General features: G+C 64.1%; 20 protein-coding genes and 2 pseudogenes. 16 read left to right on the top strand and 6 right to left on the bottom strand.

What is annotated here, in order from left to right; all coding sequences use genetic code 11:
• Positions 1–6 precede the first annotated feature (6 nt).
• The 8 genes from MHI61_RS30900 to MHI61_RS30865 all read left to right on the top strand — a co-directional run bounded on the left by MHI61_RS30900 (position 7) and on the right by MHI61_RS30865 (position 9,271).
• Positions 7–1,140, top strand: a complete 1,134-nt coding sequence (locus tag MHI61_RS30900) for an ABC transporter permease (RefSeq protein ID WP_239793619.1) — start codon at positions 7–9, stop codon at positions 1,138–1,140.
• Complete coding sequence (locus tag MHI61_RS30895) at positions 1,130–2,179, top strand: ABC transporter ATP-binding protein (protein ID WP_239793618.1); 1,050 nt, start codon at positions 1,130–1,132, stop codon at positions 2,177–2,179. The genes MHI61_RS30900 and MHI61_RS30895 overlap by 11 nt, the downstream gene beginning before the upstream one ends.
• On the top strand, positions 2,179–3,237 hold the full coding sequence (locus tag MHI61_RS30890; RefSeq protein WP_239793617.1) for an oligopeptide/dipeptide ABC transporter ATP-binding protein: 1,059 nt from the start codon (positions 2,179–2,181) through the stop codon (positions 3,235–3,237). Before MHI61_RS30895 ends, MHI61_RS30890 begins: the two co-directional genes overlap by 1 nt.
• A complete protein-coding gene (locus tag MHI61_RS30885) occupies positions 3,237–4,070 on the top strand; it encodes a 5-deoxy-glucuronate isomerase (RefSeq protein WP_239793616.1) in 834 nt (277 codons plus the stop codon). The genes MHI61_RS30890 and MHI61_RS30885 overlap by 1 nt, the downstream gene beginning before the upstream one ends.
• A 66-nt stretch (positions 4,071–4,136) precedes the next feature.
• Positions 4,137–6,002, top strand: coding sequence for a glycosyl hydrolase (locus tag MHI61_RS30880; RefSeq protein ID WP_239793615.1), 1,866 nt, complete (start codon positions 4,137–4,139; stop codon positions 6,000–6,002).
• Positions 6,003–6,013: 11 nt separating this feature from the next.
• Positions 6,014–6,832: a sugar phosphate isomerase/epimerase gene (locus MHI61_RS30875; protein WP_239793734.1), complete on the top strand. Its 819-nt coding sequence runs from the start codon at positions 6,014–6,016 to the stop codon at positions 6,830–6,832.
• Positions 6,833–6,836: 4 nt separating this feature from the next.
• The gene (locus MHI61_RS30870; protein WP_239793614.1) at positions 6,837–7,853 is read left to right on the top strand and encodes a hydroxyacid dehydrogenase; all 1,017 of its coding nucleotides are present in this window, start codon (positions 6,837–6,839) and stop codon (positions 7,851–7,853) included.
• Positions 7,850–9,271: a mandelate racemase gene (locus MHI61_RS30865; protein WP_239793613.1), complete on the top strand. Its 1,422-nt coding sequence runs from the start codon at positions 7,850–7,852 to the stop codon at positions 9,269–9,271. The genes MHI61_RS30870 and MHI61_RS30865 overlap by 4 nt, the downstream gene beginning before the upstream one ends.
• A gap of 60 nt (positions 9,272–9,331) precedes the next feature.
• Here MHI61_RS30865 and MHI61_RS30860 read toward each other — a convergent pair whose 3' ends face one another.
• The 6 genes from MHI61_RS30860 to MHI61_RS30835 all read right to left on the bottom strand — a co-directional run bounded on the left by MHI61_RS30860 (position 9,332) and on the right by MHI61_RS30835 (position 16,615).
• The gene (locus MHI61_RS30860; RefSeq protein WP_239793612.1) at positions 9,332–10,174 is read right to left on the bottom strand and encodes an aldolase/citrate lyase family protein; all 843 of its coding nucleotides are present in this window, start codon (positions 10,172–10,174) and stop codon (positions 9,332–9,334) included.
• Positions 10,171–10,623 (bottom strand): MaoC family dehydratase, encoded by a 453-nt coding sequence (locus MHI61_RS30855; RefSeq protein WP_239793611.1) that lies wholly within the window; start codon positions 10,621–10,623, stop codon positions 10,171–10,173. The genes MHI61_RS30860 and MHI61_RS30855 overlap by 4 nt, the downstream gene beginning before the upstream one ends.
• On the bottom strand, positions 10,623–12,488 hold the full coding sequence (locus MHI61_RS30850) for an acetyl/propionyl/methylcrotonyl-CoA carboxylase subunit alpha (protein WP_239793610.1): 1,866 nt from the start codon (positions 12,486–12,488) through the stop codon (positions 10,623–10,625). Before MHI61_RS30850 ends, MHI61_RS30855 begins: the two co-directional genes overlap by 1 nt.
• Before the next feature lie 8 nt (positions 12,489–12,496).
• Positions 12,497–14,107 carry a carboxyl transferase domain-containing protein gene (locus MHI61_RS30845; protein ID WP_239793609.1) on the bottom strand — a complete coding sequence of 537 codons (1,611 nt, stop codon included), beginning with the start codon at positions 14,105–14,107 and terminating at the stop codon, positions 12,497–12,499.
• A complete protein-coding gene (locus MHI61_RS30840) occupies positions 14,104–15,249 on the bottom strand; it encodes an isovaleryl-CoA dehydrogenase (RefSeq protein WP_239793608.1) in 1,146 nt (381 codons plus the stop codon). Before MHI61_RS30840 ends, MHI61_RS30845 begins: the two co-directional genes overlap by 4 nt.
• Before the next feature lie 298 nt (positions 15,250–15,547).
• Positions 15,548–16,615 carry an AraC family transcriptional regulator gene (locus MHI61_RS30835; RefSeq protein WP_097606223.1) on the bottom strand — a complete coding sequence of 356 codons (1,068 nt, stop codon included), beginning with the start codon at positions 16,613–16,615 and terminating at the stop codon, positions 15,548–15,550.
• An 83-nt stretch (positions 16,616–16,698) separates the two neighbouring features.
• On the opposite strand from MHI61_RS30835, the gene MHI61_RS30830 reads away from it, so the two are divergent.
• From MHI61_RS30830 to MHI61_RS30795, 8 genes and pseudogenes are all read left to right on the top strand, one after another.
• Positions 16,699–17,466: a 3-hydroxyacyl-CoA dehydrogenase gene (locus MHI61_RS30830; RefSeq protein WP_239793607.1), complete on the top strand. Its 768-nt coding sequence runs from the start codon at positions 16,699–16,701 to the stop codon at positions 17,464–17,466.
• Positions 17,467–17,486: 20 nt separating this feature from the next.
• The gene (locus MHI61_RS30825) at positions 17,487–18,674 is read left to right on the top strand and encodes an acetyl-CoA C-acyltransferase (RefSeq protein WP_239793606.1); all 1,188 of its coding nucleotides are present in this window, start codon (positions 17,487–17,489) and stop codon (positions 18,672–18,674) included.
• 16 nt (positions 18,675–18,690) lie between these two features.
• Positions 18,691–19,818, top strand: a complete 1,128-nt coding sequence (locus tag MHI61_RS30820; RefSeq protein WP_239793605.1) for an acyl-CoA dehydrogenase family protein — start codon at positions 18,691–18,693, stop codon at positions 19,816–19,818.
• 62 nt (positions 19,819–19,880) lie between these two features.
• On the top strand, positions 19,881–21,113 hold the full coding sequence (locus tag MHI61_RS30815) for a 3-methyl-2-oxobutanoate dehydrogenase (2-methylpropanoyl-transferring) subunit alpha (protein ID WP_239793604.1): 1,233 nt from the start codon (positions 19,881–19,883) through the stop codon (positions 21,111–21,113).
• A gap of 1 nt (position 21,114) precedes the next feature.
• Positions 21,115–22,127 (top strand): annotated as a pseudogene (locus tag MHI61_RS30810) (alpha-ketoacid dehydrogenase subunit beta).
• A gap of 3 nt (positions 22,128–22,130) precedes the next feature.
• The gene (locus MHI61_RS30805; RefSeq protein WP_239793603.1) at positions 22,131–23,429 is read left to right on the top strand and encodes a dihydrolipoamide acetyltransferase family protein; all 1,299 of its coding nucleotides are present in this window, start codon (positions 22,131–22,133) and stop codon (positions 23,427–23,429) included.
• Between the two features lie 3 nt (positions 23,430–23,432).
• Positions 23,433–24,830, top strand: a complete 1,398-nt coding sequence (gene lpdA / locus MHI61_RS30800) for a dihydrolipoyl dehydrogenase (RefSeq protein ID WP_239793602.1) — start codon at positions 23,433–23,435, stop codon at positions 24,828–24,830.
• Between the two features lie 459 nt (positions 24,831–25,289).
• A pseudogene (locus tag MHI61_RS30795) lies at positions 25,290–26,007 on the top strand (IS6 family transposase).
• The last annotated feature ends 676 nt before the right edge of the window (positions 26,008–26,683 follow it).

Here is a 26,683-nt window from a genome sequence, read left to right as displayed (position 1 = left end):
ATACCAATGACCGATCAAGCCATCGCACTGATACCTGAACGTGTTCGCAATTCCGACGCGGTCGCAGGCCAGTGGAAACTCATCTGGCGCCGCTTCCGCCGCCACCGCCTGGCGCTTGGGGCCGGCGTCGTCATCCTGCTGATTTACCTGGTCGCCCTCTTTGCCGAGGTTATCGCTCCGGTTTCATCGCAGACCTACGATTCCCGCTACACTTATGCGCCGCCCCAGCGGCTCAAAGTCGCCGGCTACGACGCGGCGGGCCGGTTTCATCCGCTCTACGTCAACGGCTATTCGATGAAGGTCGATCCGATCGCGCTCAGCCGCAATTATGTGCCCGATCCGGCCGTCGTCATTCCCATCGGCTTCTTCGTCAAAGGCGAGCCCTATCGGTTCTGGGGACTATTCGATTTCGATCGTCACCTGATCGGCCCGATCGAGGCGGGCAAACCCTTCTACCTGTTCGGCGCCGACCGGCTGGGGCGCGACGTCTTCAGCCGAACGGTGCACGGCACGCGCGTTTCCATGTCCGTCGGACTGATCGGCGTGGCAATCAGCCTTGTCCTCGGCATCATCCTGGGGGGCATTTCCGGTCTTTACGGCGGCTGGGTCGACGATGTCATCCAGCGCTCGATCGAACTCATCAACTCGATCCCGACCATCCCGCTGTGGATGGGCCTTGCGGCTGCCGTGCCGATCAGCGCCGATCCGATCCTGGTCTATCTCTGGATCACGATCATCCTGTCGCTGATCGGCTGGACCGACCTGGCACGTGTGGTGCGCGGCCGTTTCCTGTCGCTGAAGACCGAAGACTTCGTCATCGCCGCCCATCTCGATGGCTGCTCCAGGATGCGCATCATCTGGCGGCACATGGTCCCCTCCTTCATGAGCCACATCATCGCCTCGGTCACACTCGCCATCCCGACGATGATCCTTGCCGAAACCGCTCTTTCCTTCCTCGGCATCGGCCTGCGACCGCCGGTGGTCAGTTGGGGTGTGCTGCTGCAGGAGGCGCAGAACATTCTCGCGGTCACGAGCGCACCCTGGCTGTTTCTTCCGGGCCTGGCGGTGATCGTCACCGTGCTCGCCCTCAATTTCCTTGGTGATGGATTACGCGATGCTGCAGATCCCTATGAATACTGACGCCAATTTCGCCGCGGCCGGCAGCCGGAAAGGTGATCGCGACCCGCTGATCGAGGTCGACGAGCTCAGGACCCATTTCTTCGGCGGCGCGGGCACGGTCAGGGCGGTCGACGGCGTCTCGCTCTCAATCCCGCGCGGCAGGACGGTCTGCGTCGTCGGCGAATCCGGCTCGGGCAAGAGCATCACCGGCCGCTCGATCCTCAACCAGGTCCCGCGCGGCGGGCGGATCGTCTCGGGCGCGATCCGCTACCGGCCCGATCCGGCAGCCCCCGCGATCGATCTCGCGGCGCTCGATCCGCGCGGCCGCGATATGCGGGCGATCCGCGGCGCCCAGATCGGCCTGATCAGCCAGGAGCCGATGGCCGCTCTTTCACCCGTCCATACGATCGGCAACCAGATGATGGAGGTGATCCGCCTGCATCTGAAAATGGGAAAGAAGGAAGCGCGCGAGCATGCGATCGAGACGCTGGCCCTCGTCGGCATTCCCCGGCCGGCCGAACGGATGGAAAGCTATGCCTTCCAGTTTTCCGGCGGCATGCGCCAGCGCGTCTGCATCGCGCTGGCGCTCGCCTGCCGTCCGAAACTGCTGATCGCCGACGAGCCGACCACGGCGCTCGATGTGACCACCCAGGCCAATATCCTCGATCTCCTCGCCTCGCTGCAGGCCGAATTCGGGCTCTCGGTGCTGTTCGTCACCCATGATCTCGGCGTGGTGGCCGAAATCGCCGACGAGGTCGTCGTCATGTATGTCGGCCGGGTGGTGGAAGCAGGTAACGTCGACACGATCTTCCATGCGCCCGTTCATCCCTACACCAAGGCCCTGCTGCAATCGGTGCCGCGCATGCACGGGCAACCGACCGAACGGCTCGCGACCATCGAGGGCATGGTGCCCTCGCGTTTCGACCGGCCCGAAGGCTGCAGCTTTCATCCCCGATGCAGGCAGGCGAGGGCGGGGTTGTGCGATCAGAAAGACCCCGAGTCCGTCGTCATCGGTGACGGGCACGTCGCCAGCTGCCTACTTTACGAGGGAAGACAATGATGGCCGATCCCATGACGCAGCCAAGCCCGCTGCTCGAACTGAACGATCTCAGGATGCATTTCCCCATCCGCAAGGGCGCGTTCCGACGGGTCGTCGGCCACGTCAAGGCGGTTGATGGCGTCTCGCTTCGCGTCGATGACGGCGAGACGCTCGGCATTGTCGGCGAATCCGGCTGCGGCAAGTCCACACTCGCCCGCACCGTGCTGCGCATCTACCAGCCGACCAGCGGCGAGATCCGCTATCGCGATCGCAGCGGCGGCACGGTCGATCTCGCGGCCCTGTCCGGTCCCGCTCTCGATGAAGTCCACCGCGACCTGCGTATCGTGTTCCAGGATCCGCAATCCTCGCTCAATCCGCGTCTTCCCGTCATCGACATTATCGGTGAGGTATTGAGCGTCAACGGCATCGCCAAGGGCCGGGAACTCGAGCACCGGGTCGCCGAGCTGATGCAGAGTGTCGGCCTGCGGCCCGAATATATGCGCCGCTACCCGCATGCCTTTTCGGGCGGCGAACGCCAGCGCATCGGGATTGCCCGGGCGCTGGCGTCCAACCCGCGCCTTGTCATCGCCGATGAGGCGGTCTCGGCGCTCGATGTCAGCGTGCAGGCCCAGACCATTAACCTGTTGCAGGATCTGCAGGAACAGTTCGGCCTGACCTATCTCTTCGTCGCCCACGACCTCTCGGTCGTTCGGCACATCTCGGACAATATTGCCGTCATGTATGTCGGCCGCGTCGTCGAAAAGGCGCCGACGGAGCAGATCTTTTCTCGCCCGCGCCATCCCTATACCGAAGCGCTGCTTTCGGCCGTGCCGATCGCCGACCCTAGACTGCGCCGCCACGGCAAGCGCATCCGGCTGGCGGGCGAGGTCGCCGACCCCGCGCATCCGCCTCCCGGCTGCGCATTTCATCCGCGTTGCCGCTACGCAACCGAGCTTTGCAGGCAGGAGGTGCCGGCCCTGCGCGCCGTGACGGCCGATGGGCACGCGGCCGCCTGTCACTACGCCGAATCCCTGTCGCTTAATCCCTTTGCCGACCGTATCATTCCGGAGTTCAATTGATGCCCGAATTCATTCCACGCTCCGAGCAGCGTCCCATTGTGGATACCTCCTCAAGGACGCTCGATCTCATCTACTTCGATCTCCTCGCGCTTCCGTTGGATGGCCGGGAGACGCGGCGGCTGCCCTTGCACGAAAGCCTCTACGTCGTGCTGTCGGGGCAGGTGGATATCGAGGTGGATGACGTCAGCTTCGGGGCGGTGGGCCGGCGAGCCGATATCTGGGAAGGCGATGCGGACTCGGTTTACGCGCCCGTCAACGCCAACGTCCGGGTATCGGCTCGTGGCGGCCCGGCCGAAGTCGCGATTGCCGGCGGCATCTGCGACAGGCGCTACGCCCCGTTCCGCGTCACGCCTGAGGAGGTCGACGCGGTCAATGTCGGCTCGCCCGATACGCACAGCCAGCGGCGGATCGTCCACCTGCTCGGCCAAAGGCAGAACGGGCGCTGCGGCAATCTGCTGGTGAGCGAGCTCTATGCCGACGAGGGCTGCTGGTCGGGCTATCCTCCGCACAAGCACGACACCGAAGATGGCGACGCCGAGACCCTGCACGAGGAACTTTATCACTATCGGTTCCTGCCGGAGACCGGCTTCGGCAGCCAGATTACTTATGACGACGACGGTCCGGTCAAGATCCTGATGACCCGCAACGGTGACACTGTCCTGGTCGATCGCGGTTACCACCCGACCGTCACCTCGCCCGGCCACCGGGGCTACATCTTCACCATCCTCGTCGGCAAACATCGCCGCGGGCTGATCCAGCGCTTCGATCCCGCCCATCAGCATCTGACCAAAACCATCCCCGGCATCGATGCGATGCGCGACAAGTTCAAATAGTCAGGCCATTGGCCGCCTGTGCCGGCAGCCGTCACCGCCAGATTTCCGTCCTAGGAGAGACGATCCATGCGTGAACGTACGCGAATAAACGTTGATGCCAGCCAGGCCGTGCGCCCGTTCAACCGGTTCTGGCGCGGCACCGGCTTTTCGCCGGCCGAGCTGCTGCTCGAACCCGAAATGCGCCAGATGCTCGCCTATATGGGCGGCCTGCCCAACGAGGGCATCCGATATCTGCGCGTCCATTATCTCTACAATCTGCTGCGCTCGACCGGCGGCGCGGGTTATGACTGGTCCCTGCTCGACCGGGCGCTCGACGTGATGATCGAACACCGCCTGAAGCCGTTCTTCGAGCTGATGGGCAATCCCTCGGGCCTCTTCACCGACTATGAGGACATGGATCAGGTCAAGCGCTGGCGGGATCTGGTGACGGCGACGGCGGCTCGCTACGGCGCGCGCTACGGGATGGACGAATTGCACACCTGGTACTTCGAAACGACGAACGAGGCCGATTCCGGCTGGTGGACCTATGGGATCAAGGGCTACACCAACTATTACGACGCCTGCGTCGCGGGGCTCGATGCGGTCGATCACAGCCTGCCGATGGGTGGCCCAGGTACGGCCCGCACGCTCTCGCCGATCTTTCGCGCCCTGATGGCCCATTGCGACAGCGGCACCAGCTGCCTGAGCGGCGACGGCCCGCCGCGCCTTGACTACATCTCGATCCACGAGAAAGGCGTCAACGGCAGCAAGGACGACCTGACCCCGAAAACTCATGCCATTGTCGACCGCACGCTGCTCGTCGTCGATTATCTCAAGCAGCACCATCCGCGGCTTGCCGGCCTGCCGATCATCAATGACGAATGCGACCCGCAGCTCGGCTGGAGCGATCATCACAGCTGGCACGGCAAGGCCTATTATGCCGGCATCATTGCCCGCATCATCGAACAGCACGACCGGCGCGTCATCGCCCCGAAGGCGGCGAATTTCACCTTCCTCAGCAATGATCACGCCTTTATCGGCGGCTGGAGCCAGCGCACGATCTTCGCCTATTTCGGCTCGCGCAATTTCACCAAGGCGCAGTGGGAGCATAAGACCGATCTGGACAGGCTGGTGACCGACATCGACACGGCACCACCCTTCGACATCATCAAAAAGCCCGGTCTCACGTCGATGGAGTTGCTGGCGACGCTCGGCGACACCGTCTGCAAGGTAACGGCCGAGCCGCCGCTGGCCCCCGACCAGGATGGATTGGCGATCCTGCCGACGCGGCTGCCGGGCGGCGGTGTCTCGATCAGCCTTATTCATAGCGTCGATGCCATCAACCGTTCGGGCCGGACCGCCGTGCGCCTGGAGGTCAACGGGCTCGCTCTCGGCCGCCACGCGCTGTGCCTGCTGCGCATCGACGAGGAATTCACCAATCCGATGGAAGTCTGGGAGGCCCAGCGCGACGAAAGCAATCCGCGCGGACCCTTCGAGCCGGTGGGCGCCCCGCCCGAACCTGATGAAGCGCAGTTTGGCGAACTGCGCCGCGCCCAGGAACCGGCTTTGCTGCATCCGATCAGTGTCGTTGAATGCGACGAGGGCCGGATCAGCGTCGATCTCGACGTACCGTTGCCGTCGCTGACGCAGGTGCTCGTCGTCCCCGACACCGGCGCGTCTCCGGCCGCACCCACCGGCCTCACCGTCGAAGGCTACCGTGGTCTCGGCGGCCGGGAGGAGCGCATGCTGTTCTGGGCGGCCGGCGATGCGAGCCCCGCCATCTTCTACGATGTCCTCGTCAGCAGGGATGGCGAGACCTTTGAAAAGGTCAGCCCCGCGCCGCTGATCGCGACGGCATTCCTGCACATGTCGCCGCCGGCGGGCGCGCAATACGCGGTGCGCGCCCGGGATGCATTCGGCCGCCACAGCGAGCTCTGTGTTTCTCGTCGATGAGCAATGCAACGATGGATATCGCCTATTTCACCAAGACCCTGGAAGGCCTGCCGCTGGAGACAGCGGCGGAGATCACGGCGGGGCTGGGCTTCGACTGTGCCGATCTTCTTGTTCGCGAGGGTCACGCCGTCTCGCCCGACCGGCCGGAGGAAATCGTCAAGGCGGTCAAGCTTTTTGCTGCGGCCGGCCTGCGCATCCCGATGGCGACCATCGACGCCAAGCAGCCGGACGATGCCGCGTCCCGGCTGCTTGCTTGCTGCGGCGAGGCCGGCATCGGGCAGATCCGGCTCGGCTTCTGGCGCTATGATCCGTCGCGGCGCTGGCAGGTGCAGCTCGACGAAGCGCGACGCGACCTCGATGGCTTTGAACACCTCGCCGACAAATTCGCCATCAAGCTCACCGTCCAGCTTCACGGCGGAACCCTGCACGCCTCGGGTGCGCTGGCGGCGCAACTGCTGGCCGGGCGCGATCCGCTCAGGATCGGCGCTTATCCCGATCCAGCCAACCAACTCATTCGCGAGGGCAGCGAAGACTGGCGTCTGACCCTCGACCTTCTCGAACCCTGGTTCTGCTGCATGGGTGTCAAGAATTGCGGCTGGTTTCCCGGCGCTTATGGAACCCAGGGCCAGCGCGCATGGCATTCGGACTGGTATGGGCTCGACGAGGGTATGGTGCCCTGGAACGATATCGTCCCGCATCTCATCGCCACCGGATTTGCCGGCGTGCTCTCGATGCATTCGCAATACCGCCTTCCCCGGGACCAGGCGCTCGCCAAGGCTCGCGCCGATCTCGCCCATCTCAGGCGCCTCGTCGCCGCAGCGAAAGAGTAGAACCATGAGCGAACAGGCCCCCATCATCGCCGTCCTTTTGACCGAAAAGACCCGCCGCATGATGCTGGACGATGCGGCGACCGCCCGGTTGAACGGCCTCGGCGAGGTGCGCTGGCCGGCCGGCGCCACGATCGATGCCGCCGATGCCGACCGGTTGCTGCAGGGCGCTACGGCTTGCCTGACCGGATGGGGCACGCCGCCCTTCGATCCCGCCCTGCGCCAGCGCCATCCGCAACTTGCCCTCGTCGCCCATTCGGCTGGCAGCATCCGCACGCTCGTTCCCGCCCGTCTGTTCGACGACGGCCTGCGCGTGAGCCATGCCGCCTCGAAAATCGCCGCCTCGGTTGCCGAATTCGTCGTCGCCGAAGCGCTGCTCGCCATGCGCGGCATTCACCGGCTGCATCATCGATTGCGCAGAGGCGGTGAATGGCTCGATGTCCGCGCCGCCGTGCCGCAAAGATTGCTCGGCGCCAGAACGGTCGGTATTGTCGGGGCCGGATATGTCGGGCGGGCAGTCATGCGCCTGCTCGTCCCATTCGGCTGCCGCGTGCTGGTCGTCGATCCCTATCTCGACGACGGCGAGGCCGCAGCGCTCGGCGTCGTCAGAACAGGATTGGACGACGCGCTTGCCGAGAGCGATGTGATTTCCCTGCATGCGCCCGTCCTGCCCGAGACGCGCCGCATGATCGGCGCCCGCGAACTGGCGCTGCTGCGCCCAGGCGCGCTGTTCATCAACACGGCGCGGGCCGAGCTGGTCGACGAAGCCGCATTGCTCGCCGAAATCAGGTCCGGCCGCATCGAGGCGGCTCTCGATGTCTTCGATCAAGAGCCGCTGCCTCAGGACAGTCCGTTCCGCGACCCTCAGCTGACCAATGTCACCATTTCGCCGCATGCCGCCGGCCACACCGAAGAGGCACATTTCGCCCAAGGGCGGGCCATGATCGACGAGATCGGCCGGCTGCTGCGCCGTGAACCGCTTCAGCACGAAGTGTCGCGCGCCATGCTCGAGCGGATGGCATGATCATGGACAGAAGCATCGGAGGTTCCGTGACCGCGCCGCGTGTCAGAATCGTCGAGATCGACGCCTTCGAGCGCGATATCAGGGTGCGCCTGCCGTTCCGCTTCGGCGCGGCAACCCTGGAAAAGGCGCCGCAGGCCTTTCTCAGGGTGCGCGTCGAGGACGAGGCAGGGAAAACCGCCATCGGCGCCGCCGCCGAAATGATGGTGCCGAAATGGTTCGACAAAAACCCGGCGTTGACGCCGGCGCAGAATGTCGATCAATTGCGCGGCTCTATCCGCGTCGCCACGGCTGCGTCACGGGAACCGTCCGCCCCGATGACATTGTTCGCCGCCGCCCGTCTGAACGAGATGGAAACCGCCCGCCGCCTGCCGGGAAATCCACTGGCCGCCGGTTTCGGTCCTTCGCTGATCGCGCGCGCTGCACTCGATGCCTATTGCCGTCTTGCGGGGTTTTCCTTTTTCGAGGCGGTGCGCCGCAACCTCATCGGCATCGGCGGCCCGATGCTGCCCGGCGATATCGACGCGGATGCAGTGTCGGCTGTGCTGGCCGGCTTTCGTCCCGCCGGTTCCATCTCGGCCCGGCATACGATCGGGCTTCTCGACCCGATCACCGAGAGCGAGATCGTCGATCCCGTCGATGACGACCTGCCGCAGAGCCTCGAGGCGGTGATCGCGCGCTATGGCAATCGCTGGTTCAAGATCAAGCTTTCGGGCGCGGTCGATGCCGATATCGACCGGCTGGCGCGCATCGCCGCCGTGTTGGACCGCTTGGCCGATTATCGCGTGACGGTCGACGGCAACGAACAATTCGGCGCCGCCGAACAGCTGCTCGCATTGCTGGCGCGGATCGAGACCGTGCCCGGGCTGGCCAGGTTGCGCGCGGCCATTGCCTTCGTCGAGCAGCCGTTCTCGCGCGCGATCACCATGGAAACGCCGCTCGGGGATCTGGCGGCGCGATTGCCCTTCCTGATCGATGAGAGCGACGATGGCGATGGCGCCTTCGCGCGTGCCCGGACACTTGGTTATACCGGCGTCTCCTCGAAGACCTGCAAGGGCATTTACCGCTCGCTGCTGAAAGCGATCCGCATCAAAACGGCAGGTGTGCCGGCGTTGTTTCTCTCCGGCGAAGATCTGACCTGCCAGGCCGGGCTTGCCGTGCAGCAGGATCTGGCGCTGGTTTCGCTGCTCGGCCTCTCACATGTCGAGCGCAATGGCCATCATTATGTGGCCGGCCTGCAGGGCGCGCCGCAGGTGGAGAAGGTGCGTTTTGCCGCTGCCCACCCCGATCTCTACGAGCAGGGGCGGGACGGGCCGCTGCTGTCGATCCGCGACGGCCGGATCGCCATCGCTTCGCTCGGGGCCGTTGGCTACGCGAGCGGCGCTTTACCCGATTTCGGGTCGATGAAGCCATTGTCATGATGACGAAAAAGCGCGAGCGGTTTCGTTCGATATCATGAGGTCAGAACAGCTTTGAAATGTTTATGTTACTCGTCCGGCGCGCTCCAGGATGCGGAGCGCAAGCTTCAGATGCGGCATATCAAGCATGCGCCCGTCAAGCTGGATGGCGCCTGCATCAAGGTTCGCGGCAAAGGCGGCCGCGACCTTTTCCGCCCAGGCGATCTCGGATGCATCCGGCGTGAAGGCGTGGTTGATCGTTTCCACCTGGCTCGGATGGATGGCCATCATGCCGGAGAAACCGTCGCGCCGGGCGCGGCCGACATAGGCCCGCAGTCCATTGAGATCGCGAAAATCGGGATAGACGGTATCGAGCGCCGGAACGGCTGCGGCATGGGCTGCAAAGAGCGTGAGCGAGCGGGCAAGCTCGTAAGGCGGCGTGTAGCGGCCATCCGTCCTGCGGGCTGTCGCGGCCCCGATTGCAGCCGGCAGATCCTCGGCGCCCCAGGTCAGGCCGCAGAGCTTGTCCGAGACATCGCGATAGCTGCCGATCTCGAAGATCGCCGACGGCGTTTCGGTCGCGATCGGCAGGATGGGAAGAGCCGTCGCGAGAGCGCTTGCAAGCTTGCGCACCGAAGCGGCGCCTTCGGCCTTCGGCAGCATCAGCGCGAAAGGCTGGATACCGCTCAGGGCCGTGAGGTCGTCCTCGAATTCCGGCGAGGCGAGGGGATTAATGCGGATGAGGAGCTTGGTCTCGCCGGCATGGCGTTGCACGAATTCATGCACGCTGTGGCGGGCCCTTGGCTTGTTGGCAGGCGCGACGGAATCTTCCAGATCGAGAATGACGGCATCGGCGCCCGATGCGAGCGCTTTTTCGAAACGTTCCCGCCGGTCGCCGGGCACGAAGAGCAGCGAGCGCAGCTTCATGATGGCGTCCCCTTCAGCATGGCGGTACGCAGGCACTGGCAGACGATCTCGTCACGCTGGTTCAGCGTTATATGACGGAAAGTGACGATGCCGGCATCGGGGCGGGAGTTCGAGCGGCGCAGCTCCATCACCTCCGTTTCCACCCGAAGCGTATCGCCGATGAAGACCGGTTTCGGCATCGTCACCTTGTCATAACCGAGATTGGCGACAAGCGTGCCGAGCGTGGTGTCGCCGACCGAAAGGCCGACTGTCAGCGCAAAGGTGAAGGTGCCGTTGACGACGATCCGGCCAAACTCGGTGCCGGCCGCATATTCGGCATCGAGATGCAGCGGCTGCGGATTGTGGGAGAGCGTCGTAAAGAGCAGGTTGTCGGTCTCGGTGACGGTCCGGCGGATGTCATGGGCGATGCGGTCGCCGACCGCCCATTCGTCGAAATAGCGGCCGGCCATCACTCCTCTCCCTTCATGACGGTGACGACCAGCTGGTTTTCCGAAACACGGACGCCGGGGGAAACCTGCAATTTGCCGACGATGCCGTCGAAGGGCGCCCGCAGCGAATGTTCCATCTTCATGGCTTCGACCGTCAGCAGGCGCTCTCCCTTGGCGACACGATCGCCCTCAGTGACCTCTACCGAAATGACGAGGCCCGGCATGGGCGACAGGATGGCGCCATCGCCCACACCGTGATTCGCCTCGACCTCGCCTGCGTGAGGCAGGCCGATCGACCAGGCATTGCCAGCATCGAAAAGCACCGTCGTCTCGTCCATCTCGACGGCATTCGCTTCGAGGTCGGTGCGTGCGCGTCCCCAATGGAGATGACCGTCGATGCGCACCCGCACGCGGCTATCGCTTGGCCCTGCGATGCGGAAGCCGGTCAGCGCAGACCAGGGATCGCCATCCATGTCCTTCGAAAGTGCCGTGGCCGCCCTGTCAACGACGGTTTCATCAGGCTCGCTGGCCACGAGGCCTTGCCCGTGGCGGTCGAGAAAGCCGGTATCGATCTTTGCGGCGCGAAAATCCGCATCATTGGCGATGCGGGCGAGAAGACCGGCATTGGATTTGACCGGCCAGACCTCGATGCCGGCACAGGCGGCGGCGAGCTTCGAAAGCGCCGCGTCACGATTCGGCCCATGCGCGATGATCTTGGCGATCATCGGATCGTAGAAGGCGGTGATCTCGTCTCCCTGCTCGACGCCGCTGTCGACACGAACCGCCTGCGGCAGTTTGAGATGGTCGAGACGGCCGGTCGAGGGCAGGTAGCCGGCGGCGGGATTTTCGGCATAGAGCCGGGCTTCGAAGGCCCAGCCGTTCATGGTGATCTCGTCCTGGCTTTTCGGCAGCGGCTCGCCACTTGCGACCTTCAGCTGCCAGAGGACCAGATCCTCGCCTGATATGGCCTCGGTGACGGGATGCTCCACCTGCAGGCGCGTGTTCATCTCCATGAACCAGATGCGGTCGGGATTGAGGCCCGAGGAGGCGTCGGCGATGAATTCGATCGTGCCGGCGCCGACATAGTTTACCGCTCTTGCAGCCTTGACCGCCGCATCGCAGATCGCCGCGCGGGTGGCGGCATCAAGGCCGGGGGCGGGGGCCTCTTCGATGACCTTCTGGTGCCGGCGCTGCAGCGAGCAATCGCGTTCGAAGAGATGGACGCAATTTCCGAGCTTGTCGGCGAAGACCTGGACCTCGATATGGCGCGGATTGGCGATATAGCGCTCGATCAGAACGCGGTCGTCGCCGAAGGCGGCAGCCGCTTCGCGCCGGCAGGAGGCGAGACCTTCGGCAAAATCCTCAGGCCGGTCGATGCGGCGCATGCCCTTTCCGCCGCCGCCGGCGACGGCCTTGATCAGCACGGGGTAGCCGACGATATCGGCCTCGGCCGCCAGCCGCTTTTCGCTCTGGTCCGGGCCGAGATAACCCGGAGTCACCGGGACGCCTGCCGCCTGCATCAATTGCTTGGCGGCGTCCTTCAGCCCCATGGCGCGGATGGCGGCCGATGGCGCGCCGACCCAGATCATGCCGGCCTTTTCAACCGCTTCGGCAAAATCGGCATTTTCCGACAGGAACCCGTAACCGGGATGGATGGCGGCAGCGCTTGACTTTCGGGCGGCCTCCAGGATGCGTGCCTCGGAGAGATAGCTTTCGCGGGCCGGCGGCGGGCCGATGGCAATCGCCTCGTCGGCTTCCCTGACGAAGGGCAGGCCGGCATCGGCCTCCGAATAGACGGCAATGGTGCGGATGTCGAGTATCTTCGCCGTGCGGATGATGCGGCGGGCGATTTCGCCCCTGTTGGCTATCAGAAGACTTTCCATCATGCCGCGCCTCACATCCTGAACAGGCCGAAGCGCGGCCCTTTCGGGATCGGCGCATTTAGGCAGGCGGAAAAGGCGAGACCCAGCACATCGCGCGTCTGGCGCGGGTCGATGATGCCATCATCCCAGAGGCGGGCCGTGGCATAATAGGGATTGCCCTCCGCCTCGTAGCCGGCGCGGATCGGCGCCTTGAAGGCCTCCTCCTCATCGGCCGGCCAATCCTCACCGCGCGCTTCCATCGCGTCGCGGCGGATGGTGGCGAGCACCGAGGCTGCCTGTTCGCCGCCCATGACGCCGATGCGGCTGTTCGGCCAGGTGAAGAGGAAACGCGGGCGATAGGCGCGGCCGCACATGCCGTAATTGCCGGCCCCGAAGCTGCCGCCGATGATGACGGTGACTTTCGGCACGGTGGCGGTCGCAACCGCCGTCACCAGCTTCGCCCCGTCCTTGGCGATGCCGCCGGCCTCATAGCGGCCGCCGACCATGAAGCCGGAAATGTTCTGCAGAAAGAGCAGCGGCACGCGGCGCTGGCAGGCAAGCTCGATGAAATGCGCGCCCTTCAGCGCGCTTTCGGAAAAGAGCACGCCGTTATTGGCGATGACGGCGACGGGCATGCCCCAGATGCGGGCGAAGCCGCAGACGAGCGTTGTGCCGTAGAGCGGCTTGAACTCATGCAATTCCGAGCCGTCGACAATGCGGCCGATCACCTCGCGCACGTCATAGGGCGAGCGCACGTCATCCGGAATGAGGCCGCAGAGATCTTCAGGATCAAGCTTCGGCGGCCGTGGAGGCTGAATGTCTATATCGACCGATTTGACGCTGTTGAGGCTGGCGACGATATCGCGTACCAGAAGCAGCGCATGTTCGTCGTTTTCGGCGACATGGTCGACGACGCCGGAACGGCGGCCATGGGTTTCGGCGCCGCCGAGCTCTTCGGCCGAAATGATTTCGCCGGTCGCGGCTTTGACCAGCGGCGGGCCGGCGAGGAAGATCGTACCCTGATTGCGCACGATCACCGTTTCGTCGGACATGGCGGGAACATAGGCGCCGCCGGCGGTGCAGCTTCCCATGACGCAGGCGATCTGGGCAATGCCTTCGGCCGACATCTGCGCTTGGTTGTAGAAGATCGCGCCGAAATGATCGCGGTCGGGAAAGACCTCGGCCTGATGCGGCAGATTGGCGCCGCCGCTATCGACCAGATAAAGGCAGGGCAGCCGGTTCTGCAGGGCGATTTCCTGTGCCCGCAGATGTTTCTTGACCGTCATCGGATAATAGGCGCCGCCCTTTACCGTCGCGTCATTGGCAACGATCATCACCTCGCGGCCGCAAACGCGGCCGATGCCGGATATGATGCCGGCGCCCGGCGCCTCGCCGCCATACATGCCGTTGGCCGCCAGCGTGCCAATCTCCAGGAAGGGACTGCCGGCATCGATGAGCAGCTGGATGCGGTCGCGGGGCAGGAGCTTGCCCTTGGCCGTGTGACGTTCACGGGCCGATTGCGACCCGCCCTCGCGCGCTTTCGCCGAACGCTCGCTGAGCTCGTCGGTCAGCGCCTTGTTCTTGATGGCATTGGCTTTGAGGGTCTCGCTGTCGCGATCGATCGCGGTCGAAATCACCGTCATGATGCGATGAGCTCCCGGCCGATCAGGTAGCGGCGGATCTCGTTGGTGCCGGCGCCGATATCGTAGAGCTTGGCGTCGCGCAGAAAACGCTCGACCGGCCATTCCTTGGTATAACCGGCGCCGCCGAGCGCCTGGATCGCCTCCAGCGAAACCTTCACGGCGTTCTCGCTGGCAAAAAGGATCGCGGCGGCCGCGTCGGTGCGGGTCGTGCGGCCGGCGTCGCAGGCGCGCGCGACGGAATAGACATAGGCGCGCGCCGAATTCAGCGCGACATACATGTCGGCAATCTTGGCCTGCATCAGCTGGAAATCGCCGATCGGTTTGCCGAACTGCTTGCGATCGCGCACATAGGGCAGCACGACATCAAGGCAGGCCTGCATGATGCCGAGCGGGCCGCCGGCAAGTACGGCGCGCTCATAGTCGAGGCCGGACATCAGGATCTTCACGCCATCTCCCTCCCGGCCCATCAGCGCCTCGGCCGGTACCTCGCAATCCTCAAAGACCAGCTCGGCCGTATCGCTGCCGCGCATGCCAAGCTTGGAGAGCTTCTTGGAGACGCTGAAGCCGGGCATGCCCTTCTCGATGATGAGGGCGGAAATGCCTTTCGGGCCGGCGGCGGGATCGGTCTTGGCATAGACGACCAGCACCTCGGCATGCGGCGCATTGGTGATCCAGAATTTGGTGCCGTTCAGGATGTAGCGGTCGCCTTTGCGCTCGGCCCGCAACCGCATCGAGACGACATCGGACCCGGCGCCGGCTTCGGACATCGCAAGTGAGCCGACATGCTCGCCGGAGATCAGCTTCGGCAGATGGCGGCGCTTCTGTTCCGGCGAGGCCCAGCGGCGGATCTGGTTGACGCAAAGATTGGAATGGGCGCCATAGCTCAGGCCGACGGAGGCCGAGGCGCGCGAAACCTCCTCCATCGCGACGACATGCTCGAGGTAACCGAGACCAGCGCCGCCGAATTCCTCCTCGACGGTGATCCCATGCAGGCCGAGCGCGCCCATCTGAGGCCAGAGCTGGCGTGGAAACGTGTTGCTTTCGTCGATCTCCGCTGCCAGCGGAGCAATATGATCGGCGGCAAACCGCGCCGTCGTGTCGCGGATCGCATCCGCGGTTTCGCCGAGCGAAAAATCAAACATGGCACTCCTCCCGCTAAAATATGTAGCGCGGGTTGCGGCAGGTTCAAAGTGCTGTTGGTTGAATGGTATTTGGAAGCGCTAATGGAAGGTGGTGCGGCAAGCCCGCCCGTACCTCCCTCATGCCTGTGCTTGTCACAGGCATCCAGCCACCGCGCGTCCGCGCGGTGAATGACTCATTTTTTGAAGGCGTCTCTTGCGCCCAAGGACTTGGGCGCGCTGGATGCCCGTGACGAGTACAGGCATGAGGGAACGTGTTGGACGGCCAGCGCCAGATCGCAGCGCTGATCAAGATTCTATGCTACCGCTCGCGATCTTGTTCACCCGCCTCCTCTCGCCGGAAAGCCTCCGGGCTCTTGCCCATCCATTTCCGGAAGGCCCGGAAAAAGGCGCTGGGCTCTGAATAGCCGAGCTGCACGGCGATCTCGCCGATGGTCTTCGCTGTGTTCAGCAGCAGGTCGACGGCGAGATCACGGCGGATATCGTCCTTGATGGCGGCATAGCTTTGTCCCTCGTCGTGCAGGCGGTGGCGCAGCGTAGACGGCGGCATGCGCATGTCGGCGGCGAGTTCCGCGAAGCTTCGCCAGGTAGAGGGCGTGGCCTGGCTCAAGCGGCGGCGCACGGCGGCGGCGATGCCGGCGTCGTAACGGTAGCGCACCAGAATATTGGCGGGTGCGCCGCGCAGGAATTGTTTGAGCGCCTGCTGGCTGCGGGAGATCGGCAGGTCGAGCATGGCGCTGTCGAAGCCGAGGCGGCTGATTGGTTGGGAGAAACGTACGGGCGCGCCGAAGAAGAGCCGATAGTCGGCTTCCTGCTTGGGTTCGGCGCAGCGGAAATCGACGAGGCGGATCGGAATACGCCGGCCGACCAGCCAGCAGATGATGCCGTGCAGGATGATCCAGTAGGTCCGATAGGCGAAGGCCGAACGCGGGCCGCCGGCATCGCTGAGCTCGACTTCGGCGAGACCATCGCGGATGACGAGCCGCCCTCGGGGATCGTCGAGCACGACATCGAGGAAGCGCAGCGCCCGGCGCAATGCGTGACCGAGCGTCGGCGCATGCAGCACGCAATGGCAGAGCAAAGTGAAGCTGCCGCTGCGCATCGGCCTCGCGCCCATGCCGAAGAATTCGTCGTCGAGTTCGGCAGCGATTGCCAGCCACAGCGCGCCGTAGGTCTCCGCCGAAACCGGCTGGTCGATCGTCGATGCCATGCCGACGCGGGCGAGGATCGGTGCGGTCGGCTTGCCGAGTCGCCGCAGGCTGTCGAGCGCCTCCTCGACGAAACCCGGCGCGATCATGCGTCGCTCGATCTCGGCCATCGGATCCTCGCTATGGCAAAACTGGCCGAAATTATGGAGCAGTTCTGTCATCGCTTGCAATAGCCGGAACGAATAGAATCCTGCCTGCCGACACTATCTGGAGGAGATGGACCGGCGGCGAGGAGAAGAGATCCATGCTGATCCGAGGATCAAGTTTCATCGTCACCGGCGGCGGCTCTGGGCTCGGTGCCGCAACAGCGCGCATGCTCGTCGATGCCGGCGGGCGCGTGACGATCGCCGATCTGAATGCGGAAGCGGGCGAAGAGATCGCCCGGGAGTTCGGCAGCGAGGTTCGCTTCGTCAATGCCGATGTGAGCGATGGTGAGGACGGAGCGGCGGTGGTCGCCGCTGCGGTGGAAGCCTTCGGGGGCTTGCGCGGATTGGTGAATTGCGCCGGCGTCGCGCCGGCCGAAAAGGTGATCGGCCGCGACGGGCCGCACCGGCTGGAGAGTTTTGCGCGCACGCTCGGCATCAATCTCGTCGGCACGTTCAACATGATCCGGCTTGCCGCCGCCGCGATCCGGAACATGGAGCCGGATACGGAAGGCGAACGCGGCGTCATCGTCAACACGGCTTCGGTTGCCGCTTTCGACGGACAGATCGGTCAGGCGGCCTATGCGGCCTCCAAGGGCGGGGTGGCGGCGATGACCTTGCCGATCGCCCGCGAACTGGCCCGGCACGGCATCCGCGTCGTGTCGATTGCGCCCGGCATTTTCGAGACGCCGATGATGGCTGATATGCCGGCGGAGGTGCAGGAAGCGCTCGGCAAGAGCGTGCCCTTTCCGCCGCGGCTCGGCCGGCCGGCGGAATTTGCCGGGCTGGTGCGCCATATCTTTGAAAACAGCATGCTGAACGGCGAGGTCATCCGCCTCGACGGCGCATTGCGGATGGGCGCGCGTTAAGCGTCGCCCGAGGAGGAAAGATGACATTGCAGGACCCTATCGTCATCATTGGTGCGGCACGCACCCCGATCGGCAGCTTTCAGGGAGAGTTGAAGGAGGCGGCAGCGCCCGAGCTTGGCGCAACAGCGATCCGCGCGGCACTTGAGCGCAGCGGCGTCGAGGCCGAGGCGATCGAGGAGGTCGTCTTCGGCTGCGTGCTGCCGGCGGGGCAGGGGCAGGCGCCGGCGCGTCAGGCGGCCATCCATGCCGGTCTGCCGTATTCGACCGGCGCCAGCACCGTCAACAAGATGTGCGGCTCCGGCATGAAGGCGGTGATGATGGCGCATGACCTGATCGCCGCCGGCAGTGCCTCGGTGGCGGTCGCCGGCGGCATGGAAAGCATGACCAACGCGCCCTATCTCCTTGACAGGGCCCGCGGCGGCTACAGGCTCGGCCATGGGCGAGTCGTGGATCATATGTTCCTCGACGGGCTGGAGGATGCTTATGACAAGGGGCGCTTGATGGGCAGCTTCGCGGAGGATTGCGCCGAGGCCTATCAGTTCACGCGTGAGGCGCAGGACAACTACGCCATCGCCTCCCTGACGCGGGCGCAGAAGGCGATCGCGGAGGGCAGTTTCGAAAGTGAGATCGTGCCGGTCACGGTGAAATCGGGCAAGGCCGAGCAGGTGGCGCGCCGCGACGAACAGCCGGGCAAGGCCAAGCTCGACAAGATTCCGACGCTGAAACCCGCCTTCCGCGAGGGCGGCACGGTGACCGCCGCCAATTCCAGCTCGATCTCCGACGGCGCGGCAGCCCTGGTGCTGATGCGCCGCTCGCAGGCAGAGCGTCGCGGTCTGACGCCGCTCGCCACGATCCTCGGCCACGCCACGCATTCACAGGCGCCCAATCTTTTCGCCACAGCCCCGATCGGCGCCCTGCAGAAGCTCTCCGACCGCACCGGCCTGGCGCTTTCCGACGTCGATCTCTTCGAGATCAACGAGGCTTTCGCCGTCGTCGCGATGGCGGCGATGCGCGATCTCGATCTGCCGCATGAGAAGGTGAACGTGCATGGCGGTGCCTGCGCGCTCGGCCATCCGATCGGCGCGTCGGGTGCCCGGATCCTGGTGACGCTGCTTTCGGCGCTGGAGCGCTATGATCTGAAGCGCGGCATGGCCGCGCTCTGCATCGGCGGCGGCGAGGCGACGGCCGTCGCCATCGAGCGGCACTAGCGGGGAGGGCAGCCACATGATCCTTTCCGACCTTCAGCAGCAGATCTCCGATCTCGCCCGCGACTTTGCCCGCGACCGGCTGGCGCCGGGAGCGGCCAAACGCGACCGGGAGCATCTTTTCCCGCGCGACGAATTGAGGGAGATGGGCGAACTCGGCCTGCTCGGCATGCTGGTGCCGGAGGCCTATGGCGGCTCGGATACGGGCGTTCTCGCCTATGCCGCGGCACTCGAGGAGATCGCCGCAGGCGACGGACCCTGTTCGACTATCATGAGCGTGCACTCCTCCGTCGGCTGCGTGCCCATCCTGAAATTCGGCACCGAGGAGCAGCGCCAGCGCTTCCTGCCGAAATTGGCAAGCGGCGAATGGATCGGCGGTTTTGCGCTGACCGAGCCGCAGGCGGGTTCCGACGCCTCGAACCTGAAGACCCGGGCGCGGCTTGACGGCGACCACTACGTGATCGACGGCGCCAAGCAGTTCATCACCTCGGGAAAGAACGGCAATGTCATCATCGTCTTTGCCGTCACCGATCCGGATGCCGGCAAGAAGGGCATCACCGCCTTCATCGTGCCGACGGAGACGCCGGGCTACGAGGTGATCCGCGTCGAGGAAAAGCTCGGATTGCATTCCACCGATACCTGCCAGATCGCCTTCAACGCCATGCGCATTCCCGTCGATTTGAGGCTCGGTGCGGAAGGCGAAGGCTATCGCATCGCGCTCGCCAACCTCGAAGGCGGGCGGATCGGTATTGCCGCGCAGGCCGTCGGCATGGCGCGGGCGGCTTTCGAGGCGGCGCGCGACTATGCCAAAGAGCGAACGGCCTTCGGCAAGCCGATTTTCGAGCACCAGGCCGTCGCCTTCCGCCTTGCCGATATGGCGGTGCGGATCGAGGCGGCGCGCCAGCTGGTCTTCCATGCCGCCGCCTTGAGGGAGGCGGAGCTGCCATGCCTGTCGGAAGCCTCGATGGCGAAGCTCTTTGCCTCGGAAATGGCCGAGCGCGTCTGCTCCGACGCGATCCAGATCCATGGCGGCTACGGCTATATGGCCGACTATCCGGTCGAGCGCATCTACCGCGATGTGCGCATCTGCCAGATCTATGAGGGAACGAGCGACGTGCAGCGCATGGTGATCGCCCGCAATCTATAGAACCATACCGGCCCTGTTTCCGGGGAGGGACGCACGGCCGGCAAAGGGAGGAAACAAAAGACATGGTGGATTCCGCTCGTTTGAGCCTGCACGTCCCCGAACCCGCCGTCCGCCCCGGCGGCCAGCCCGACTTTTCCAACGTCAAGATCGCCAAGGCCGGTTCGGTGCCGCGGCCGGAGGTGGATGTCGCCTCGGAGGAAATCCGCGATCTCGCCTATTCGATCATCCGCGTCTTGAACCGCGACGGCGAGGCGGTCGGCCCCTGGGCCGGGTCGCTCTCCGATGAAGAATTGCTGACCGGGCTGCGCAATATGATGAAGCTGCGCGCCTTCGACGCCCGCATGCTGATGGCGCAGCGCCAGGGCAAGACCTCTTTCTACATGCAGCATCTCGGCGAGGAAGCGGTCAGCTGCGCCTTCCGCAAGGCACTCAAGAAGGGCGACATGAATTTCCCGACCTATCGCCAGGCCGGCCTCTTGATTGCCGACGACTATCCGATGGTCGAGATGATGAACCAGATCTATTCGAACGAGAGCGATCCGCTGCACGGCCGGCAGCTGCCGATCATGTATTCCTCCAAGGAACACGGCTTCTTCACCATTTCCGGCAATCTCGCCACCCAATATGTCCAGGCCGTCGGCTGGGCGATGGCCTCGGCGATCAAGAATGACAGCCGGATTGCCGCGGCCTGGATCGGCGACGGTTCGACGGCGGAGTCGGATTTCCACTCGGCGCTGGTCTTTGCCTCGACCTACAAGGCGCCTGTGATCCTCAACATCGTCAACAATCAGTGGGCGATCTCCACTTTCCAGGGCATTGCCCGCGGCGGCTCCGGCACCTTTGCCGCCCGCGGCCTCGGCTTCGGCATTCCGGCGCTCAGGGTCGATGGAAACGATTATCTCGCCGTCCATGCCGTCGCCCGCTGGGCGGCCGAACGGGCGCGGCGCAATCTCGGCCCGACGCTGATCGAACATGTCACCTACCGCGTCGGCGCGCATTCGACCTCCGACGATCCGAGCGCCTATCGGCCGAAAACGGAATCGGAGGCCTGGCCGCTCGGCGATCCGGTGCTCCGGCTGAAGAAACATCTGATCGTCAAGGGCGCCTGGTCGGAGGAGCGGCACGTGCAGGCGGAAGCCGAAATCATGGACGAGGTGATCGAGGCGCAGCGCCAGGCGGAGGCGCATGGCACGCTGCATGCCGGCGGCAGGCCCTCGGTGCGCGACATTTTCGAGGGCGTCTATGCCGAGATGCCGGCGCATATCCGCCGCCAGCGGCAGAAGGCGGGGTACTGACATGGCCAGGATGACGATGATCGAGGCCGTGCGCAGCGCCATGGACGTCTCGATGGCGAAGGACGACAATGTCGTGGTCTTCGGCGAGGATGTCGGCTATTTCGGCGGCGTCTTCCGCTGCACCCAGGGCCTGCAGGCAAAATACGGCAGGACGCGTTGCTTCGATACGCCGATCAGCGAATCCGGCATCGTCGGCACGGCAATCGGCATGGCGGCCTATGGGCTGAAGCCCTGCGTCGAAATCCAGTTCGCCGATTACATGTATCCCGCCTATGACCAGCTGACGCAGGAGGCGGCGCGCATCCGCTACCGCTCCAACGGCGATTTTACCTGCCCGATCGTCGTGCGTATGCCGACCGGCGGCGGCATCTTCGGCGGCCAGACGCACAGCCAGAGCCCGGAAGCGCTCTTCACTCACGTCTGCGGGCTGAAGGTTATCGTGCCTTCCAATCCCTATGACGCCAAAGGCCTGCTGATCGCGGCGATCGAAGATCCCGATCCGGTCATGTTCCTGGAGCCGAAGCGGCTCTATAACGGCCCCTTTGATGGTCATCACGAACGGCCGGTCACACCCTGGTCGAAACATGATCTGGGGAGGTGCCCGACGGCCATTACACCATCCCGATCGGCAAGGCCGAAGTGCGGCGCGCCGGGTCTGCGGTGACGGTGGTTGCCTATGGCACCATGGTGCATGTGGCGCTTGCCGCCGCCGAAGACGCCGGCATCGACGCCGAGGTCATCGATTTGAGAAGCCTCCTGCCGCTCGACCTCGATACGATCGTCAAATCGGTCACCAAAACAGGGCGCTGCGTCGTCGTGCATGAGGCGACCTTGACCTCGGGTTTCGGCGCCGAGGTCGTGTCTCTGGTGCAGGAACATTGCTTCTATCATCTCGAAGCGCCGGTTGTGCGCGTCGCCGGCTGGGACACGCCCTATCCGCATGCGCAGGAGTGGGACTATTTTCCCGGTCCCGGCCGTGTCGGGCGGGCCCTTGCCGAAGTCATGGAGGCCTGAGCCGTGGGCGAATTCATCATCAAGATGCCGGATGTCGGGGAAGGGGTCGCCGAGGCCGAGCTTGTCGAATGGCACGTGAAGACCGGTGATCCGGTTCGCGAGGATATGGTGATTGCCGCCGTCATGACCGACAAGGCGACGGTGGAAATTCCCTCTCCCGTCAACGGCACCGTCATCTGGCTAGCCGGCGAGATCGGAGACCGTATCGCGGTGAAGGCGCCGCTGGTGCGGATCGAGACGGCCGGTGATGTCGGCGAATCTGACGAGGCTCAGCCCATACGGATCTCGCAGGCGCCGGTCGCCGAAACGCCCAAGGCCGAGATTGCCAAGCCCGTCCTGGCGGCGACAACTCCTGCACCTGCACCTGCACCTGCACCTGCACCTGCACCTGCACCTGCACCTGTGCCTGCTCCCGCGCCTGTGCCGGTCGAAAAGCCGATCGCCGCGCCCTCCGTGCGGCTCTTCGCCAGGGAAAGTGGCGTCGATCTCAGACAGGTGCAGGGAAGCGGACCGGCCGGTCGGATCCTGCGCGAAGATGTCGAGCAGTTTCTGTCTCAGGGAACAGCTCCCGCGGCGACCAGGAACGGATTTGTCAGGAAGACGGCGACTGAAGAAATCAAGCTGACCGGCCTGCGCCGCCGCATTGCCGAGAAGATGGTGCTGTCCACCTCGCGCATTCCCCACATCACCTATGTGGAGGAAGTGGACATGACCGCACTCGAGGAGTTGCGCGCCACCATGAATGGCGACCGCCGGCCGGATCATTCGAAGCTGACGGTTCTGCCCTTCCTGATGCGGGCGCTGGTCAAGGCGATTTCCGAGCAGCCCAACGTCAACGCCACCTTCGACGACGATGCCGGCATCATTACCCGCCACAGTGCCGTGCATATCGGCATCGCCACGCAGACGCCTGCCGGTCTGACGGTGCCGGTGGTGCGGCATGCGGAAGCGCGCGGCATCTGGGATTGCGCCGCGGAGATGAACCGGCTGGCGGACGCGGCGCGCTCCGGGACGGCGACGCGCGATGAACTTTCCGGCTCCACCATCACCATCAGTTCGCTGGGCGCGCTCGGCGGCATCGTCTCGACGCCTGTTATCAACCATCCCGAGGTGGCGATCATCGGCGTCAACAAGATCGCCACGCGGCCGGTCTGGGACGGCGCGCAATTCGTGCCCCGCAAGATGATGAACCTTTCCTCCAGCTTCGATCACCGCATCATCGACGGCTGGGATGCGGCGACCTTCGTGCAGCGCGTCCGTACGCTCCTCGAAACGCCAGCGCTCATTTTCATCGAAGGCTGATCCATGAAAGAGATTGTCTGCAAGCTCCTCGTCATCGGCGCCGGCCCGGGCGGTTATGTCTGTGCCATCCGCGCCGGGCAGCTCGGCATCGACACCGTCGTCGTCGAAGCCGGCAAGCCGGGCGGCACCTGCCTGACGGTCGGTTGCATTCCCTCCAAGGCTTTGATCCATGCGGCCGAGGAGTTCGACGCCACGCAAAAAATGCTCGCCGGCAAAAATCCGATGGGCATCCGTGTCGAAGGCACCTCGATCGATCTCGCGAGGACGATTACCTGGAAGGACGGCATCGTCGGCCGGCTCACAGGCGGCGTCTCGGGGCTGTTGCAGAAAGCCCGGGTCAAGATCGTCCACGGCCGGGCCCACTTTCGCGACGGCAAGACGGTGGAGGTCGAGACTGAAACCGGCCAGCAGATCATCCGCGCCGAGACCGTGGTGATCGCCACCGGCTCCGATCCGGTTGAGCTTGCCAACCTGCCATTCGGGGGTCGAGTCATTTCCTCGACCGAGGCGCTGTCGCTGACCGAGCTGCCGAAGAAGCTGGTCGTGGTCGGCGGCGGTTATATTGGGCTGGAGCTCGGAATGGCCTTCTCCAAGATGGGATCTGATGTGACGGTGGTCGAGGCGACGTCGCAGGTGCTGCCGCTCTATGATGCCGAACTCGTGCGTCCCGTCATGCGCAAGCTTACCGAAGGCGGTATCCGTGTGCTGACCGGCGCAAAGGCGACGGGTCTTGCCGACAATGGTGAGGCATTGATGGTCGAAACCTCCGATAGCCGGCGAGAGAGCCTGCCGGCCGACCGCATCCTCGTCACCGTCGGCCGCCGGCCGCGAACGGCGGGCTCCGGTCTCGAAGAGCTCGATCTCGATCGCGCCGGTCCCTATCTCAGGATCGATGATCGCTGCCGCACCTCGATGCGCGGCATCTATGCGATCGGAGACGTGACCGGCGAGCCGATGCTGGCTCATCGGGCCATGGCGCAAGGCGAGATGGTGGCTGAGATCATCGCCGGCAAGAAGCGTGCGTGGGACAAGCGCTGTATTCCCGCCATCTGCTTCACCGATCCCGAGATCGTCAGCGCCGGCCTCTCGCCGGCGGAGGCGCAGGCGCAAGGCTACAAAATCCGCACTGGGCAGTTTCCATTCAGTGCCAATGGGCGGGCAATGGCGATGGTCTCGGAGGAGGGCTTCGTGCGCGTCGTCGCCCGTGCCGACACCAACCTCGTTCTCGGCTTGCAGGCGGTCGGAGCAGGCGTTTCCGAACTGTCGGCGTCGTTTGCCCTGGCGATCGAGATGGGCGCGCGCCTGGAAGATGTCGCCGGGACCATCCACGCCCATCCGACCCGCAGCGAAGCGGTCATGGAGGCAGCGTTGAAAGCTTTGGGAAGCGCCCTGCATATCTGAAAGGAATGGCGTGCGCCTGGCATGGCTGGTGGCCGGACCATTTCTCGGCCACAGACCCTTTAGACTCCAACATAGACATGGCTAATTCGATGCTTCGGAATTTTGCTATCAGGCCGGACGATATCGTCAGCTTCAACCTCTATCGATTAACTGGACCTGGGTCGATGCTGAAACCGTGCGAAATGTCCTCCGCCAAGGTGATCGAGTTTGTTCTTGGTTTCGAGCCCAGCATAGAGAAGGCGGCACCTCGACCATAATGGCCGAACAATTAGCACAGGACTTATATTGCGTTGCAGCAAGTGCATAGCTGCGCTGCGATTTGAGCGCTGGCGGTGGGGGCAGCCTCTGATATCTTCAGGTCAACGAAGCAATGCACCTCCTCCCGCAAAGCTTCGTGTTTCAGGCGACCTATTCCTCCTCCCGGAGCTGTCACGTTGTCCGTGGCTTAACGGTTGACGGATAATCGGACGCCATGAGCGCGCCGACCATCAGCTACAAGAACCACCGTTTCCCACCGCAGGTCATCGCCCATGCGGTCTGGCTGTATTTCCGGTTTCCGTTAAGCTTGAGGCTTGTGGAAGAAATGCTGCTGGAGCGCGGCATTGTCGTGTCCTACGAAACGATCCGGCGCTGGGGCCGAAAATTCGGTGCGGCCTACGCAAAACAACTGCGCAGAAAGAGACCCTCGCGAGAGGATATCTGGCATCTGGACGAGGTGGTCGTCTCCATCGGCGGCAGAAACCACTGGCTTTGGCGAGCCGTCGACCAGGACGGATATGTTCTCGACGAGATCGTGCAAGTCCGTCGCGACACCAAGGCTGCCAAGCGATTGTTGATCAGACTGCTGAAGAAGCAAGGCATGGCGCCAAAGAGGATTGTCACCGATAAACTGCGCTCATACGGGGCGGCAAAGCGAGATGTGATGCCGGCTGTTGAACATAGATCACACAAGGGCCTCAACAACCGTGCGGAAAACTCCCATCTGCCGCTGCGAAAACGAGAACGAGTGATGCAAGGCTTCCGATCCGTCGGCGGCTTGCAACGATTTATATCGGTGTTTTCAGCAGTCAGAAATCATTTCGTCCCGTCGCACCAGAAGCACTCCGCCCTAGCCACCCACGTTCATCGGATCCGCGCTATGGCGCAATGGAAGGCCGTGACCGGCGCAACAGCCTGAGTTTAACTGAAAGCACCTCCTCCGGCCTCAGTGAAACAACGTGACAACGCCGGGAATACCTCTGTTCTCGTCCGTCTGTCAGGAAAGATGCAATGGACGCCTGCTGGATGTTGGCTGGCTTCAACCCAGCTCTTTGATCGCCCGCGCCAGCAGCGCAACCGTCCTCTCGGATGCGGGCTATAGACAACGAACAGGCGGCAAGGCGCGATCGCCGTTTGGGCGTAATGGCTCGAACCTTCAATTGCAATGCCATGTCCGGTGTAGAGTAGTCACAATCACTCGATCGTCGATTTCTTTCGGCAACCTGAAGTGCACCAATCGGGACAGCGTCGTAGCGAAATTCTGCGTCATGGCCGTCCTCCAGAGCGAAATGTCCGCCATTGCGAAGCCAGGCGACGAGCCGCTGGCGCCTCTTCGGCGAAAGAATGCTGCTGCCGAAGCGCATCGTCAGCGACAAACTCTATCGCTACGAAAACGAGAGCGGATGATGCAGTGCTTGCGATCGGTCGGCGGCTTGCAGCGTTCATCTCGGTCATTTCAGCAATCAGAAATCTTCTCGCCCCGTCGCACCAGAAAAGCTCAGCCCCGCCACTCCCATTCATCGCATGCGCGCAATAGCGCATTGGAAAGCCGTGACCGGTGCAACTGTGTAAATTCATCGGCAAAGGCCTTGTCG

Source organism: Rhizobium sp. K102 (genome assembly GCF_022385315.1).
Lineage (GTDB): Bacteria > Pseudomonadota > Alphaproteobacteria > Rhizobiales > Rhizobiaceae > Rhizobium > Rhizobium croatiense.
The sequence above is the reverse complement of the archived record's forward strand: the minus strand, read 5'-3'. Positions and strand labels throughout refer to the sequence as shown.

Excerpts from the sequence above, each read along its gene's own strand:
- MHI61_RS30900 (WP_239793619.1), top strand. The coding sequence starts at position 7 with ATGACCGATCAAGCCATCGCACTGATACCTGAACGTGTTCGCAATTCC.
- MHI61_RS30895 (WP_239793618.1), top strand. The coding sequence starts at position 1,130 with ATGAATACTGACGCCAATTTCGCCGCGGCCGGCAGCCGGAAAGGTGAT.
- MHI61_RS30890 (WP_239793617.1), top strand. The coding sequence starts at position 2,179 with ATGGCCGATCCCATGACGCAGCCAAGCCCGCTGCTCGAACTGAACGAT.
- MHI61_RS30885 (WP_239793616.1), top strand. The coding sequence starts at position 3,237 with ATGCCCGAATTCATTCCACGCTCCGAGCAGCGTCCCATTGTGGATACC.
- MHI61_RS30880 (WP_239793615.1), top strand. The coding sequence starts at position 4,137 with ATGCGTGAACGTACGCGAATAAACGTTGATGCCAGCCAGGCCGTGCGC.
- MHI61_RS30875 (WP_239793734.1), top strand. The coding sequence starts at position 6,014 with ATGGATATCGCCTATTTCACCAAGACCCTGGAAGGCCTGCCGCTGGAG.
- MHI61_RS30870 (WP_239793614.1), top strand. The coding sequence starts at position 6,837 with ATGAGCGAACAGGCCCCCATCATCGCCGTCCTTTTGACCGAAAAGACC.
- MHI61_RS30865 (WP_239793613.1), top strand. The coding sequence starts at position 7,850 with ATGATCATGGACAGAAGCATCGGAGGTTCCGTGACCGCGCCGCGTGTC.
- MHI61_RS30860 (WP_239793612.1), bottom strand. The coding sequence starts at position 10,174 with ATGAAGCTGCGCTCGCTGCTCTTCGTGCCCGGCGACCGGCGGGAACGT.
- MHI61_RS30855 (WP_239793611.1), bottom strand. The coding sequence starts at position 10,623 with ATGGCCGGCCGCTATTTCGACGAATGGGCGGTCGGCGACCGCATCGCC.
- MHI61_RS30850 (WP_239793610.1), bottom strand. The coding sequence starts at position 12,488 with ATGATGGAAAGTCTTCTGATAGCCAACAGGGGCGAAATCGCCCGCCGC.
- MHI61_RS30845 (WP_239793609.1), bottom strand. The coding sequence starts at position 14,107 with ATGACGGTGATTTCGACCGCGATCGATCGCGACAGCGAGACCCTCAAA.
- MHI61_RS30840 (WP_239793608.1), bottom strand. The coding sequence starts at position 15,249 with ATGTTTGATTTTTCGCTCGGCGAAACCGCGGATGCGATCCGCGACACG.
- MHI61_RS30835 (WP_097606223.1), bottom strand. The coding sequence starts at position 16,615 with ATGACAGAACTGCTCCATAATTTCGGCCAGTTTTGCCATAGCGAGGAT.
- MHI61_RS30830 (WP_239793607.1), top strand. The coding sequence starts at position 16,699 with ATGCTGATCCGAGGATCAAGTTTCATCGTCACCGGCGGCGGCTCTGGG.
- MHI61_RS30825 (WP_239793606.1), top strand. The coding sequence starts at position 17,487 with ATGACATTGCAGGACCCTATCGTCATCATTGGTGCGGCACGCACCCCG.
- MHI61_RS30820 (WP_239793605.1), top strand. The coding sequence starts at position 18,691 with ATGATCCTTTCCGACCTTCAGCAGCAGATCTCCGATCTCGCCCGCGAC.
- MHI61_RS30815 (WP_239793604.1), top strand. The coding sequence starts at position 19,881 with ATGGTGGATTCCGCTCGTTTGAGCCTGCACGTCCCCGAACCCGCCGTC.
- lpdA (WP_239793602.1), top strand. The coding sequence starts at position 23,433 with ATGAAAGAGATTGTCTGCAAGCTCCTCGTCATCGGCGCCGGCCCGGGC.